12 protein-coding genes and 1 pseudogene are annotated in these 15,102 nt (G+C 40.8%); 8 read left to right on the top strand and 5 right to left on the bottom strand.

Translation table 11 applies throughout. The annotated features are described in order from the left end of the window. Nucleotides 1-51 precede the first annotated feature (51 nt). The 3 genes from ACX6CI_RS20725 to ACX6CI_RS20715 all read left to right on the top strand — a co-directional run bounded on the left by ACX6CI_RS20725 (nucleotide 52) and on the right by ACX6CI_RS20715 (nucleotide 2,237). A complete protein-coding gene (locus ACX6CI_RS20725; RefSeq protein ID WP_458775558.1) occupies nucleotides 52-702 on the top strand; it encodes a YceH family protein in 651 nt (216 codons plus the stop codon). Nucleotides 703-1,135: 433 nt separating this feature from the next. Then, nucleotides 1,136-1,624, top strand: coding sequence for a mobile mystery protein A (locus tag ACX6CI_RS20720; protein WP_458775557.1), 489 nt, complete (start codon nucleotides 1,136-1,138; stop codon nucleotides 1,622-1,624). 7 nt (nucleotides 1,625-1,631) lie between these two features. Next, entirely contained in the window at nucleotides 1,632-2,237 is a 606-nt protein-coding gene (locus ACX6CI_RS20715) for a mobile mystery protein B (RefSeq protein ID WP_458775556.1), read from the top strand. 93 nt (nucleotides 2,238-2,330) lie between these two features. On the opposite strand, the gene ACX6CI_RS20710 is transcribed toward ACX6CI_RS20715, so the two are convergent. After that, nucleotides 2,331-3,488: a Fic family protein gene (locus ACX6CI_RS20710; RefSeq protein ID WP_458775555.1), complete on the bottom strand. Its 1,158-nt coding sequence runs from the start codon at nucleotides 3,486-3,488 to the stop codon at nucleotides 2,331-2,333. 736 nt (nucleotides 3,489-4,224) lie between these two features. Here ACX6CI_RS20710 and ACX6CI_RS20705 point away from each other — a divergent pair. Next, nucleotides 4,225-4,842, top strand: coding sequence for a hypothetical protein (locus ACX6CI_RS20705; protein ID WP_458775554.1), 618 nt, complete (start codon nucleotides 4,225-4,227; stop codon nucleotides 4,840-4,842). 210 nt (nucleotides 4,843-5,052) lie between these two features. Here the strand turns inward: ACX6CI_RS20705 and ACX6CI_RS20700 are convergent. The 4 genes and pseudogenes from ACX6CI_RS20700 to ACX6CI_RS20685 form a co-directional block, all read right to left on the bottom strand. Next, a pseudogene (locus tag ACX6CI_RS20700) lies at nucleotides 5,053-5,271 on the bottom strand (ATP-binding protein); the annotation flags it as partial. Between the two features lie 431 nt (nucleotides 5,272-5,702). Continuing rightward, nucleotides 5,703-6,437: a hypothetical protein gene (locus ACX6CI_RS20695; RefSeq protein ID WP_458775553.1), complete on the bottom strand. Its 735-nt coding sequence runs from the start codon at nucleotides 6,435-6,437 to the stop codon at nucleotides 5,703-5,705. Beyond that, the gene (locus ACX6CI_RS20690; protein WP_458775552.1) at nucleotides 6,425-7,354 is read right to left on the bottom strand and encodes a methionyl-tRNA formyltransferase; all 930 of its coding nucleotides are present in this window, start codon (nucleotides 7,352-7,354) and stop codon (nucleotides 6,425-6,427) included. Before ACX6CI_RS20690 ends, ACX6CI_RS20695 begins: the two co-directional genes overlap by 13 nt. A 1,244-nt stretch (nucleotides 7,355-8,598) precedes the next feature. After that, nucleotides 8,599-9,555: a hypothetical protein gene (locus tag ACX6CI_RS20685; RefSeq protein ID WP_458775551.1), complete on the bottom strand. Its 957-nt coding sequence runs from the start codon at nucleotides 9,553-9,555 to the stop codon at nucleotides 8,599-8,601. Between the two features lie 535 nt (nucleotides 9,556-10,090). Here ACX6CI_RS20685 and ACX6CI_RS20680 point away from each other — a divergent pair. The 4 genes from ACX6CI_RS20680 to ACX6CI_RS20665 all read left to right on the top strand — a co-directional run bounded on the left by ACX6CI_RS20680 (nucleotide 10,091) and on the right by ACX6CI_RS20665 (nucleotide 15,051). After that, on the top strand, nucleotides 10,091-10,324 hold the full coding sequence (locus tag ACX6CI_RS20680; RefSeq protein WP_458775550.1) for a hypothetical protein: 234 nt from the start codon (nucleotides 10,091-10,093) through the stop codon (nucleotides 10,322-10,324). Between the two features lie 81 nt (nucleotides 10,325-10,405). Next, nucleotides 10,406-11,611: a hypothetical protein gene (locus ACX6CI_RS20675; protein ID WP_458775549.1), complete on the top strand. Its 1,206-nt coding sequence runs from the start codon at nucleotides 10,406-10,408 to the stop codon at nucleotides 11,609-11,611. A gap of 294 nt (nucleotides 11,612-11,905) precedes the next feature. Next, nucleotides 11,906-13,063: a tyrosine-type recombinase/integrase gene (locus tag ACX6CI_RS20670; protein ID WP_458775548.1), complete on the top strand. Its 1,158-nt coding sequence runs from the start codon at nucleotides 11,906-11,908 to the stop codon at nucleotides 13,061-13,063. 665 nt (nucleotides 13,064-13,728) lie between these two features. Further along, complete coding sequence (locus ACX6CI_RS20665) at nucleotides 13,729-15,051, top strand: IS1380 family transposase (protein ID WP_458775547.1); 1,323 nt, start codon at nucleotides 13,729-13,731, stop codon at nucleotides 15,049-15,051. The last annotated feature ends 51 nt before the right edge of the window (nucleotides 15,052-15,102 follow it).

The raw sequence follows: 15,102 nt of genomic DNA, 5'->3' as shown, positions 1-15,102 counted from the left end.
CGTTTTATGTTTCCGTAAATTTTAAGGTGATCTTAAATAATGGTGAAAAATATGGATATTTTACTTACTGATAACGAAGTTCGATTGCTTGGATGTTTGATGGAAAAGGAAATGGCAACGCCTGATTACTACCCTCTTTCACTCAATGCGTTAACAAATGCCTGCAACCAGAAGTCCAACAGAAATCCAGTGGTATCGTTTGACGAAGAAACGGTTATTTACGCATTGAACGGTTTACAAGAGAGGAAGTTGGTCAGGCAAAGTAACGTAAGCCGAGTTCCAAAATACGAACAGATTTTCTCAAAAGAGCTGAAATTCACACATCGCGAAGAAGCCGTCATCTGTATACTTTTGGTGCGCGGTCCCCAAACCATTGGTGAAATCCGTGGGCGAACAGAACGCCTGTATACTTTTAACAACCTTGATGAGGTTCAGGAAACTATCTCCATTCTTGAAGACATGGAACTGGTGAAAAAGCTGCCCCGTCAACCGGGCCGTAAAGAATCTCGCTACACACATCTGTTAAGTGGGGATCTGGATGAAGCTAACGTTGAGACAGTTCCCCAGGGGAAAGTTGAAACAGTAATTGTCCGGAAAGAAAATAACAGCACTGATGATCTTCAAGAGCAAATAGACAACCTGCATCAGCAATTGCAGAACCTCCAGCTTGAGTTTGAAGCTTTTAAATCACAGTTTGAGTGATACAGTGAACCTACTGCAGAAACCCGATTCTAAGATTCCTTAAAAGGGTAGAACCCATATTCGTGTGTAAATGCACGATAAAGAATCTGGACAGCACCCTGAATCAACGAACAAGTGAGGCGCGGCGAGTGCGAAATGATTCTGAAATCAAACATAGCCCAGTCCAATTCTAGGTTAACTAGATCGAAAAATAATCACACATTACCTTTAATCATGCCCGATATCGGGATATAGGCATGATACATATTGCAGTCGCAACCTTCTTGAAACCTTGCTCTCCTGCTAACATTATCACAACATCGAATATTTAAATATTGATACATCTTTCACATAAGTGTATTCGTACAACGATACACAAATCTTTACATCGTATCAATTTAATGATACAGTCTCAGTAGACCCGTATTGTTATTTAGCCACATTGAGGTGCCGTATGTTTAACAAAAGAACAAAATCAAACCGCATTGATTCTACAAGGCATGTAGTGCAGCAACAGTTAATTAAGAAAGTAAAATCAGCACGTAATGCTATTGTACCAAAACCACCAAAGGATGGCTGGATTCGAACAATCCGTCAGACATTAGGAATGTCTGGGGCTCTGTTTGCCAAAAAGATGGGTTATACCCGTAATAAAATTTCCATACTTGAAAGAAAAGAAGCGAGTGGGGATATCACTATAAATCAGTTGAAGGAACTGGCGGAAGGCTTAGACGCTGAAATAGTATACTGTGTTGTCCCTAGGAAAGATCCGGAGCAATTGATAGATGATCAGGCCCGAAAAAAAGCGACTGAAATAATCCAGAAGACTCATCAAAACATGTATCTTGAGTCACAGCATATAAGTAATGAAGCCCAGGAAGAACAGATAACATTTCTGGCAAATGAAATTAAGCGAGAGGGAGGGAAATCCCTGTGGGGATAAAGTTGTTATGCCTATTTTTACAGAACCAGAAGGGGCTACTCCGTTAGATCCAGATGAGATCGAGGGCTTGATTTATACCCATATTGAAACCCGTGATGAGTTAAATGCTCTTGAAAATGCCAATGTTGCAGATTGTTTGGTATGGTTGTCAAGTCAGCCAACCTTATCATCAGAAGAGATATTATCTCTTGATTTTGCAAGAGCTTTGCATGAGAAAATGTTCAACAGGGTTTGGAGCTGGGCTGGTGATTTTCGTACCACAGAGAAAAATATTGGTTGTGCTCCTAATCAGATCAGGGTGAACCTTCACAACTTGTTTGAAGATATAAAGTGCTGGATTGAATTTGAGCATTATGGATTGCTGGAGCTTTCAGCAAGAATTCATCACCAACTTGTCAAAATACATCCTTTTCCCAATGGCAATGGACGACACTCTCGTATATTTACGAACTGTCTTAGGGAAAAAGGCCTTGGTCTTAAGCCAATAATTTGGGCAACAGGAGATATAGATCAACAAAGTGAAGAGCGAAGGGAATATATAGATTCGTTGAGACAGGCAGATCGGAATAATTATCAACCATTGATAAGTTATCTTGTAGGTAGAGATAATTAGGAGTCGGCATAAAGTTATTTGAGCTGTGCAACATTATAGATAAGTTTGATTCATTCTAATATATGCAGCTTTCCACAGGAAAGCTGCATATAATCAGGTCGGCAACTCAGTGCCTTCATTCATAATTCGAATATATTCCAAGTAGGAATAAAGACGGTTTCGCTTCTGTCCAGTAACCTCTTTAACGAGGCCAATTCGTTCCAATTCACGCAAGCAAGCATTGACGGTGGCGGGTGACAACTGCGTCTTTTCCTGTATCCAGCTCGGTGAAGCCATTGGACGTTCCAGCATCGCTTTATGAATGAGGTGCGCAGAACCGGAAATTCGTTTTAACCCGTTAATGCGTTGCCCGTCTTCGGCCGAAAGCTTCATCAGCTGCTGAGCGGTCTCCACCGCTTGAGTTGCCGTATGAATTACAGCATCGGCGAAGAAATCAAGCCACGCTTCCCAATCACCAGTCCGTCGAACTTCATTCAGCAACTCATAATACCGCTGACGATGCGTCTTGAAGTATAAGCTTAAATAGAGCATCGGTTCCTTAAGAACCTTCTCGGAGCAGAGCAACAAGGTAATAATCAAACGTCCCAACCGCCCATTACCATCAAGAAAAGGGTGAATGGTTTCAAACTGAACGTGTGCCAATACCGCTTTGATCAGTACCGGGGTCTTTTCTGGCTGGTCATGTAAAAATAGCTCAAGTTTGCCCATACAATCCTGAACATGATCGGGAGGTGGTGGAACAAATGCAGCTGTACCTGGGCGGCTTCCGCCTATCCAATTTTGGCTTCTGCGGAACTCGCCGGGATCACATTCTTTACCTCGCCCCTTCGACAGCAACACACTATGGATCTCTTTCAACAACCGAAGTGAAAGTGGAAAATCTGAATTCAACCGATTGAACCCGTGATTAAGGGCTGCCACATAGTTACTTACTTCCTGAACATCATCCAGGGGTACACCCGGCTGATGTTCAAATTCAAACAGCAACAAATCAGATAATGATGCCTGGGTTCCCTCAATCATTGAAGAAAGCACGGCTTCCTTGCGCACATACATATAAAGGAAGAGTGATGTCTCCGGAAGCAAGACCGATACACTGTCTAGACGCCCAAGAGCTAGGAGAGCCTGATCAAATTTTTCCCTGAGTTCAGATGACCACTTAATAGGTGGTATTGGCGGCAACTCTGCTGGAATAAAAGCTTCAGCTTTTTCCCCAACTGTCGAAATAGTAATGTAATGGCCTAGACTCATTATGCTCTATCTCTGTTGACTCAGGGATACACCTCTCTTTAGATTGGTCTCCTGCGATAGAAAGTTTAGTAGAGACAGAACGACACTTTTCATCACTTTCCAGTATGGCTCTGACATGATCCTTAACAGCCTGATTAACCGTACCCTGAGTCCAGAATGAAATTCTTGCTCGAAACTTGGAGAATAGCTGTTGAATGCAGGAAGCAATACTCCGTGCTCTTTGCCTTGCAATGCTCAGCGCACCAGTACGTTAGGAATACCTGAACTCTCCCTTACCGATAATTGCTCTAAGATCTTTTGGAATCCGCAGCCTGAAGATGTAACCAGAAGGACTCTGATACATGTACGTTGGACTAGAAACAAAAAAACCCATCTTTATAACCTCTCGTTCATTACCTTGTGGATAATGTGAGTGGATAAAGATAGGATTCAACGCTCTGGAATCATATTTTACGCTATGATTTAATGCACTTGACTGAGAAAGCTGAAGTCGAACCTTAACCCCATCAACAATCAAAGGCTTTACCAAACTACTGGGAAAAAATCGGGAATTTCTCACTCACTAAACAAGGTCAATTTATACAATTGTATCTGTAATGAAGTTACGTGCCATGTCTTTGATCTCAGCTGAGGGTTTCACTGTCCATATAAACAAGAGTTTCTCACATCACCTTTGCATGGTAAGATGTGACTGCACTAGAAGTCTATTTTACAAAAACAAAATCCGGTATGTTAAATGAAATACTTGCCCTCGATTACAGTGTTGCTGTGGATATCTATACTCATCGCTTATATCTTTGCGAATGGTCTTTTCATTCAGCCTATGATCATATACCCTTCACTGATTCTTCTGTCTATTTTTTTAACAGTGAGTTTCTGGACCCTTCAAGCTGAAGGAAAAAAATTATACTCTTTAGTGTTTATTGGAATATTCTGTTTTAATAATACGATACTAGCTTACGCATTCGTCCAAAATCACTCAACGCTCAATTCATTACTGGAGCATACAGGAAATAAAATTGATCCTGATTTTGCCAAATTGCTTGTCTCAGGAAAGAGCGAGAAAGAAAGGAGCGCTGTCGGTCATATAGTCTTCCAAAAATACGGTGTAGCTCTACCGTTTATGACACACGATGGCTTATTTTCCCTCCATACCCCAACCAAAGCTGATAAACGTATTTTTATGAGGAATAATGAGAAAAGTTACCTTCTTACTTTGAAAAAACAAAACCTCTCGAACCAGATCATTACAACATTCTTTCTACTTAGCATACAAGTGATGATATTTTCATTTCTACTCATCTATCTGATTCTTAATGATCGACCTCCACAACCAGTGATTAAAGAAACATAACAATCTCTTTCTATTGTCAATCAGCAATCAAAATTGCCCCCCTTTCAGCGTCCAAAACTGCCCCCCCAAAAGTCAAAAAATATTGTACATTTCACCTCTAATTTTGAGTCTGGCAACCAAGGTAGCTCAAGTTTTTTCTGTAGCGAAAATGGGCCAAAGTGTAGTTCGTCGGAGCGAAAGAAAAACCTTGGGCGGCTACCCGCAACAATTCTATTCTCTGCTTTTCAACCGGTAGCTTTCATTGCCAGTTTCAATGATATCGCAGTGATGTGTTAATCGGTCCAGTAAAGCCGTGGTCATTTTGGCATCGCCAAAAACCTGTGACCATTCGCCAAAGTTTAGATTTGTCGTAACAATGATTGAGGTCCGCTCGTACAGAGTGCTGATTAAGTGAAATAGCAGAGCTCCACCTGTCTTTGAAAAAGGCAGGATTAACCCCACGCTCTCTTTATCAAACTCGTCATACATTTGCTACATTGATACTAGATGCTGGCGAATTGCCAGGCTGGGTACAGTCTATGATGGGTCACGAGAGTATGAAAATGATTCTTGAAAGGTACTATTCGTATATTCGGAATTATCAAAGAGATGATGGTGCGGCGTTCATGGAGAATGTTTTCTTACAAAAAACAGATCAATCTATTCCTCAATTTGATTGATTTGAAAGAGGTGTGATTTTTTTACCCCAAATTTACACCACAACGAACAACGGGGAAATAGCCAATCGGCTAAATCCCCGTATTCACAGACCTTAAAGGCCATTTTACTGGTGGAGGCGGCGGGAGTCGAACCCGCAACCTATCAGTAAAAACAGGCTTTTCCAACTTCCCGGGAAAAAAATGGGAAACCAGCCAGACTGTTTATACTAAAACATCGTCTAGAATCAGCATTTTTCTTGTTAAGGTTTTTTGAGTTTCTAAGAAAATTGCCATCCCTTCCTGCATTGTGCCACCAGGATAATTCCAAATTACAGGATGCAAAAGGATTGAAAGTGCTGGATGGTCTTTGGGGTTTGCCCATACTTCAGGAGGCCCTTCGCGCCAAATTCGATTCGAGTCAGAAAGATACTTTATTGAGGAAAAAAAAGCAGGTTGATATGTACTGTAAAAGTCATCAAAGTCCCTTCGGAATAGACAGCTTGGCGGGTTGTGAAAAGAAACCGTTCGATTAAATATTTTTGGGAATACTGAGTCTAGAAGAGCAAAGTCACGTCCAACAATATCTTCAATTTCTGCGGAACTCATCGCTGCATCTCGTGGCACCTGTAAATCGCAGTGTAGGCCAAGTTGATGTCCGAGTTCCGCTATCCGGTGAACAGTCTCCACGCCCTGTGGTGAGAATAGATTGTAGAACCAACTTCTGGTCATTAGAAAGTATGTTGACTTGATCCCCTCGGAGGCCTCCAATTCTGCCATGCTCACTGCGGCTGGCAGTTCTAAATCTATGTCGTGACGCCACAAAATATATGGATTATTAGCACCCTTCTCTTGGCCAAAAAACAAGGGAGCATAACCTTTGTTCAAAAACCCTTGATACATTTCCCTTAAGCGTTGATGGGAGAAATCATGATCACTAGCAGTGATTATTCTAGGCATTTACCAACCTCCACTTGCTCACTTCCCTCTGATTTTGTAATTAAAACTGTACCATCAGCAGCCCTAACAACAAACTCACCAGTACCATTCTCTGGGACAAAGCATACAGTGCCTGGTTGGGCATCCTCGAAAAAATCGTAAGAAAATGGAGCGGCTTCCCAAATTCTCACTTCTTTGTTACCAAGAAGCGAAAAGGCACCAGGGTATGGCCACGTTACAGCTCGGATCAATCGGCATATTTGCATTGCATCCTGGGTCCAATCGATGCGACCATCTGCAGGAGTGCGTTTAGGATAATGGAACTGCCTGCCGCGTTGGGACATAACGCTACACTCTCCAGAACGCAGTGATGGGAGGCTATTAGCTAATAATTCTGCCTGGGCTAACGCAGTTTTATAATACACTGAACGGCATGTATCTGACTCGTTAATATCATAGACCTTGATAGCTATGATATCACCATCGTCTACCCCCGGCTTAAGTAAGAACATATGGAGTGCGAAACGATTGCGTCCTTCGATGATACTCCAATTGATGGGTGAGCGGCCCCGCCCCCAAGGTAGTATATTGCATGAACCATGAAAACCAATGCTCCCTATGGCCACGCTTTGCAAAATCGAATCTGGCACCAAACGTTGCCAGCCTACCACCAATAGTACACCGGGGTTTAGTTCTTCGAACAGTCGACCGTCTTGTTCGTCTTGCATCGAATATAAATTAACATGAGTAAAAGGAATTCCCAATGAAACGGCAATGGTTGAAAGGTCTACGTAATTAGTTGCACCTTGCTTCCTGGCTTCTTCCTCTGTAATTGATACTATGTGATCAGGCTTTTCTCCTAGTCGAGTAAGGTAAGCCAGTGTGTCTCTTGTTTCTTCAAGGCAACCCAACAAAACACATTTACCCTTTATGGTCATAAAGCGTCCTCTATTTGTCTATATAAGTTTTTTTGGCCTAAAACAGCTAACCAATCAACAAATGCTCCAGATTTTTCACCTTGGCTAGTAAGCAATAAGGTATCATTGGTCAAAGAAACCACCTTTAGCAAAAAATCAACATGGTCAAGCTAGAGAATCAAAACGTGAGATCTCTGGGAGAGACAGAATCCATTCCGCGGAGTCTTGACTAATTCTCCTTTTCCAGATTCAAGCTGAAATTCTCTCTTTTCACCCTAGCTGAAGAATACAGTACAGGCAACAGATCATTATCAACCAAAGAGACAAATTCTCTGCAATTACAAATTTTCACATGTTGGAGTCGCCGGAATCGAACCCCAAAACCTACCAATAGATACAGGCCTGTATAACTCTACGAACCTGGTCGCTTTCACGAACATACTACTGACGTTCTTTCAATTTCTAGCTGTAAAACTACCAATTATAGGCCACCTAAAACCATATATACTGGATCTTCATGTATGATTAAAAAAGCAGAAACACTCCAGAGCGAGTTTTTAGTTCCCTCATGAATTCATCGTGATATTCTTGTCGTCCAAGCATAATGAAGACAAGAAACGAAGAATACTTGATGAAAATATAAATTATCCAGAGAACTGGGATGATAATAGGAGCGAGAGGCATTAAGAAAGCCACCCACATTCCATGATTCCGTCGAGTTTCACTCAAAAATGACCAAGAAAACCAAGCCACTAATGTAACAACTGCACCGACTATACTTACTGTGGTATTTATCATATCGATAGTTTGATTTATTCTTAGTTTTTTATCCCTACTATAACAAGGCTAGCAGGTCTATACTATTGAAGTCAATAATCGACGATAGCTATATTCGCTATACAACCCCAAATCTTTCATATTTTCACCGCATTTTCTCAATTATTTATGCTGGACATCGTGCATAATAGTAACTGACTCCCCCCAAACAAAAGGGATAACTCCGATATGGGATTATCCTTTTTAATTTTATTTATTTGCAATTACCTACTGATAACCTACCAAAACAGGCATTGTGCGAAACTATAAAATGTGCAGCTATTACAACAACTACTAACAATGGCGAAGGGAGTCGAACCCTAATCCTACCAGTAAAAACAGTACCTCATATAGTACCGGGAAAAAAATGGGAATCGCGATTGCTCCGAAGGGTGCAATTATCGTTGGTTCACGAACTGTATTTCTTGGTAAAAGATAACCTTAAGACCTTACTTCTTGACTGTCATTCCAAGACTGACTTTTTCCTCACAAGTTCCTCCCGAGTTGGTGGGATCTTTTCTACATAGGTATACTTCTCCCTCCTCATCTGTTTCTATCGAATATTGATGTTTCATACGATAAAAAACCATCTCTTTTTCTTGAACAGTTGGGAAACGTTGCACATCAAAAACACCAACCTTTCGAAGTATTTTCTTCAACGACTTAACATTATAATGTCTCCGACATTCTGGTATGGCTTCAGGAAAATCGATGTTAAGATATTTCTTAGCGGCGGCAAGACTGATCCACTCAAACCTGCCAGTTTTTTTTATATCAACTTCAAATAGACAAAGGCAAACTACCAGCTTAGTTGCACACTCCAACCTGTAAGAATCTTCGGGGATTTTAGAATCCGCCTGTCTTGCCAAAATTTGTTTTGCTATGTCTAAAAAGTGGTTATTTACCGTTTCAAATTCGGCAACTAATGGAAGTAAACTTTGGTGTTGCCGTTCCAAAAACTTATCCAAATCAGCCAAACCTTCAGTTGTGCTCAGGTCAAATGATATGAAAAGTTCATGGACTAATTTGTTTCGTTCAATCCTAACTAATTCGAGTTTATTTTTAAGTCGATCTTGCTGTTCACTCGTTCCATATGAAAGCCTCAATGATACTGTTAACAACTCTGAATCACATTCAAGAGAAGGATATTTGGCGGGCAGATTCAACACAGACTGGTTCAATTTTTTCCCCAAATTACCCAAGGTTTTGCCTTTAACAAGTTCCAGTTGCTGTTTCGCTTGTTCTTCAGGAGATGGAAAATCATTACCCTGAGGGTTTGATGTTAAAGTTAGGTTCGCTCTAAATATCAAAGCCTTCAACAACCCTTCAAGCCTTTGGGCTAGCACTAGATTCCGGCCAATTTTCCGATGCCTTTCATCTTTTTGTTTTGCAACTTTTAATTTCATAATAGTCTTTTTAGTAAAAGAAAAATCAAACTGCAATAGCTTTAGGGCCGAGTCCAGAGGCGAGTCACATACTATTGTCCACACCACTCCGTCACGGAAAAGCCCTAAAAAGATTGCCACATAGCAAGAGTGGCTGAGGGAAATATCACGATCCCAATATAAGTCACACTTAGGAGATACCTCCCTCTTCATCAGACGTAGTTAATTACCTCGATGAGAGCAGACATCTGAACAACTCTTAGCGTAGCTCAATGTACCCTCAATTGTTTTTCTCGATGCTATCTCCGATGTAGTGCGCGAAATTATTTTTTAACTACACAATTGCTGTATTCAATTTCACTCCAGTTGCATGTTTATTTAATATCAGACCTTACAAATTGACGACGAACGACTAGCGACTTGAGCGTTGAGTGAGAAGAAAAGATGATAAGGTCTGATATTAAATTTCACTTTATAAAATAATTTCCCTTGACTGCTTCAACCCGCACTGGTACAGATAAGTTCATAACCAGTTAACACAAACAATGAGGATTATATGCTTCCAGATGATAAAGTAACAATAAGCGTAATCGTAGATAGAGAAGTTAAAGAGCAACTAGAGAAATATGCCAAAGAATTAGATCTTTCAGTTTCACGACTGTCAAGAAACTTAATCTACATGGCATTAGATGATTTGAAAGTACTAAAAAAAACAGGTCTGGTCAGGCTTGTAATGGGTTTTAGAGCTATCTCTGCAGAACTCAAAGAAAAGTTTTCATCTAAGTTATAATAAAAAGCCTACTAACTGGATCTATCCCGCGAAGAATGCTCCAGCTAGTAGGCCGCAACCAACACCTAAGGAGGTGTCAGCATGCCCACATCTTACAATTGTAGTCCGTCTTCTGTCAATTCCGATAATCAAATTTCAAATGCAAATATTGTTTCTGGTAAACAAGGGGGCAAAACCCGAATAACATGCCCCCCTATAGTAGTAAATGGATTAGATTTTCTAAAAGTATCTTTTTGGTTAGATTGGGACTCTACTACTCCTTTCCCAGAACTTGATTCCTTAAAAGCCCATCTTCAAACTGGTGAAGAACTAACCATTCCTTATCATGCTCCAGGCGGGTTTGATTGGAACCTTCACAGAACTGGGACTTCCAGATACACTTACCGACTTACCACAGGAGATCTTACCCTTCTATTCAATACACGTAAAAGTGATGGGGTAGTACCAAACGCTCGACTGGAAATCGGCTCTTTGTCTTGTTGGAGTCCTGGATTTTTCACTATTTATGAACGAATCTGCTCTTGGCTCAAAGCTCTTGGTGCAACGTTTGTTCGAGAATCCGTTTCAGAAGTACACCTTGCAGCCGATTTCATAAATGTCGATATCAAAAGCCTTGGAATTGAAAATGAAGATAAATGGATCAGCAGAGTTCATAAATTCAACGTTCATTACCACAGAAGAAACCTTTCAGGAATATGTCTGGGCAAGGGTGATATCATGCTCCGTATTTACGACAAGGTACTAGAGCTCCAAAATTCTCCCCATAAACAAATCGTATTTGCGGAAATTTGGGAATCGGTTCCGTACAATACATATCCAGTAACACGAGTAGAATTTCAACTTAGAAAAACGGTTTTAAATGAATTCGAAAACAAAGTTCAGACCGTTAAAGATTTGGTATTCGCTCTACATGCTCTTTGGCAATATTGTACTGAGTCTTGGTCACGTTTTTGCCAACAAACCGTTAACAGAAACCACAATCAGTCAAAGGCCATCAACTCCGATTTTTGGCAATCAGTGGTTAACGTTTCCTGGTCAGGTGTCCATGAAATTGACAGAAAAAAACGGCGTCAAAATAAAAGTTTAGATCAAGTCAGGGCCAATTTAAGAGGTATGGCAATGACAGCCACCACCTTTTACGACGTTAACCCTGACAACATAGACCAAATCATCGCCTTAAGCCAAAAGATATTAGCAGAGGACCTCGCTCGTCTTTATAACGACGATCAATATAAATTCACTGAAAGGATGAAGCGCAAACGGAACGAGATCTACGTCAACATATAGCAAACGGAGGATTATATGAGATTTCCAAAATGTCCTTCCTGCAATAGCCCCACTTCATGGATTTTTGAAGCTTCGGCAATGTTGATATCGGTAGATTTATCGTCATCGCCTTACCGCCAAACAAACGCATATTTCACAAGATACTTTTGCGTTGAATGCGGTTGTTTAAATCCTGAAATGACCAAATATGTGGTCAGATCTGCTTGTTATCACTCTCTAAGCAAATAAGAGCTGATGCAATCCTGTTTGACAAACAATAGATTCCACTCTACTATCCTGACCGGAGGATTATGTATGAAGGGTGGAATCTATTCTGAACAAAAATGTGGCACTTGCGGTGGTACGCTCAAAGATGATGGCCGTAAGAAGGTTTGTTGCCCAGATCATCCAGATCAGCTCGCAACCAGCTTTCGTGTTCACTTCGATAAGGTAAAGCGAAGATTCAAGAGTTATGAATCTGCAATGCGCTTTCTCACTGGTCTACGATACAAGACAGATGAGAATACTTTTGATGAGCGTGATTACTCCAAGGAAAAGCCCCTCGCCTTTATGACTCTTGCCAGTAAATGGCTCGATATAAAACGAGAAACTGTAAAACCAAGTTCATATCGAAACCTCCACAATTACATGATGAAGGCTTGTGATGCCTGGGGAAATCAAAACATCAAAACAATTCGTTTTGGTGAAATTGAAGACTTCCTTCTACTTCATGGCCGCACCCTTTCCAGTAAAACCATTGCCAATATGAAGTCGGGTCTTCATGACTTCTTTCAATGGTTAGTTAGGCGTGAGGTTATCGACAAGGCCCCTAATTTTCCAGAAGTAAGAGTGCAGCTCTCATATAGGAAGACTGTTGGAAAAGAGACTCAACAGGCCATTCTTGAGGAAATTTATCGTATTGCACCATACAAAGTATGGCTCGGGGTCAAATGGCTCTGTACTTACATATCCATTCGCCCAGGAGAACTCATCAAAATTCGTGAACAAGATGTTGATACTGAAAATCGATATATCTACATTCATCACTCTAAAACTGGTGAAACAAAACCTGTACCTATTCTTGATGAAGATGTTGCACTCTTCAAGCAAATCAAACCTGGTTTTCCAAGGTCACACTTTTTCCGCCATGAAGACAGCAAAAGTGGTGTCAAAAAAGGGCAGAAATATGGTGAAAAATATTTTTACAAATGGTGGAAAAAAGCCTGTGAAAATCTTGGCATTGAAGGGGTAGATCTTTATGGTGGTACTCGTCATAGTTCTGCTGTTGCCTTGAGAAAAGATTTTTCACCTGAGCAAATCAAACAAGGCACAATGCATCAAACAAACAAAGCATTTGAAAGATATTTCAGGGTAGGAGCTGATGACATTCGAGAAATTTATCAAAAATCTTCCTGTGAAAAGGAAAAACGATTAGCCCAAATAGCAAAACAACAACAACAATTAAAGCAATAACAGATACATGGATAGACTTACACATCAAATACGGTATTGGTGTTTAATGGTGTTTAATGGTGTTAAATGGTGTGTAATGGTGTTTAATGGTTGATTAGTGGACATTTATGAGTAATAATATATATAACAGAGCCCAGTCCCCTAGTTTAGACTTGTCTATTTTTAGACAAGATTTATTCCACGGCTGGGCCTTCGTTTTTTTAAGGTAAAGTACATTGAATCCAATTGGACCTCTTGCACCTTATTCCCTTCCCCCCAGTACAGTAAGTTCATTTACTCAAGGAAAATTCCGCATACTAACGCTCCCGAAGCCTTTCCAAACCTACCCAAACCTCGTAGATCTTCTCAAACAGAGAGGAATGATTGTCAATAATGAGGCAAGGGCTAGTCGAAAACTATTGCAAATTGGTTACTATCGTTTGAGTGGTTTTTGGTATCCATGCAGAAAACCAGTTTTAAATCATCTGAGCCAACCTGTTTTTAATGAAGCTACCAAGATTCAACTTCGAGCAAATGCTTTCTTTGAAGATACTACCTTTGACAACATCCTGAATCCGTGACGAACATATGAGCAAAATAGCAAAAAAAATAGGATAACCTCTTAAGTTTAGGTATATTAATGCGGTCGCCAAACTGCATATATAACTTCACCAAAAAGATTATCCATGAAATTCAAAATAGAACAAAGTTCTGAAAAAATCAACAGTGCCGGTGGTATGGCCCTCGTTGGTGCATTGCTTGATAAGTCAGGACTGAACGAGGCTGTAGATGCAATCCAGACAGGCAAAAGAAGACCTATCTATTGTAATTCGTTGATAATCAGGAGTTACCTTGGGTTGCTGTGCCAGGGAAGAACATCTTTTGATGACTTGAATATTTTCAAAAATAATGAGTTTTTTGCTGCTTCATTAAACATCAAAGGTTTGGCCTCAGTCGAAAGGATTCGGCAACGGCTTGATGAAGGTGCTGGGCTATTCGACTCTAGCATTCGTAAAGTAAACCTTGCTTTGCTGAGTAATCAGCAGTTTAGCAGAGTGAAGACACAACTCGGCAGTTATATTCCATGGGACTGCGACGTATCTCCCCTGGATAACTCTCGAACCAAAAAACAAAATGTGTCTCGCACCTATAAGGACTATGACGGCTACGCACCGATGTTTGGCTACCTTGGAAGAGAAGGATTTATGCTTGATTGTGAGCTACGACCTGGCAAACAGCATTGTCAGTCAGGAACAGTTGATTTTTTAAAGCGTGGCTTAGGTTTCATCGAAGAGCTTGGGTTAAAAAGTGAAGTGCTTTTGCGGTTGGATTCCGGTAATGATAGCGCGGAAAACCTTGAGCTCATTCAAGGTCAATGCAACTTTATCATCAAACGCAACCTTCGCAAAGAAGTTCGTGAGCAGTGGCTTAAAACGGCTATGGATTTAGGCAAGAAGAGTGTACCACGACCGGGAAAAACTGTTTACAGGGGTGTTCTCTACTCTAAACAGCCAGCGAATCAAAAATGCTCTCCTGTTCCTGTAGCCTTTGAAGTTACTGTGAGAGAAATTGACAAGGCAGGAAATTATCTTTTATTCCCTGAATTGGAGGTTGATACGTATTGGACAAATTTGTGTGAGGATGCTGAAGAGATCATTAGGTTATACCACGATCATGGGACCAGCGAGCAATTTCACAGTGAGTTGAAGTCAGATATGGACGTCGAACGTTTGCCGTCAAGCAATTTCGGCACTAACAGCTTGGTTCTCCTGCTGTCGATGCTAGCGTTTAATTGCCTGAGAACCATTGGGTCGTTGATGATTGAGCTAAAAGAGCTTTCGCCAGTTAAGCTTACTGTACAACGGCGCAGGATAAAAAGTGTCATTCGTGATCTTATTTTGACTGCTTGTAAATATGTCCGGCGAAGTAATCAAAATTTCATAAAGCTCGGCAAGTGCAATCCGTGGTTCTTGATGTACAAGTCTATATACCAGCGGCTTGTTCCTTAGCTTTTAGCAAAAGCTGTCCTTGAGTGCGTATTCCATTGATCTCGGCCACGC

This window comes from Desulforhopalus glucosivorans (genome assembly GCF_054397165.1).
Note: the sequence above shows the minus strand (reverse complement) of the source record. Positions and strands in the feature narration are given on the sequence as shown.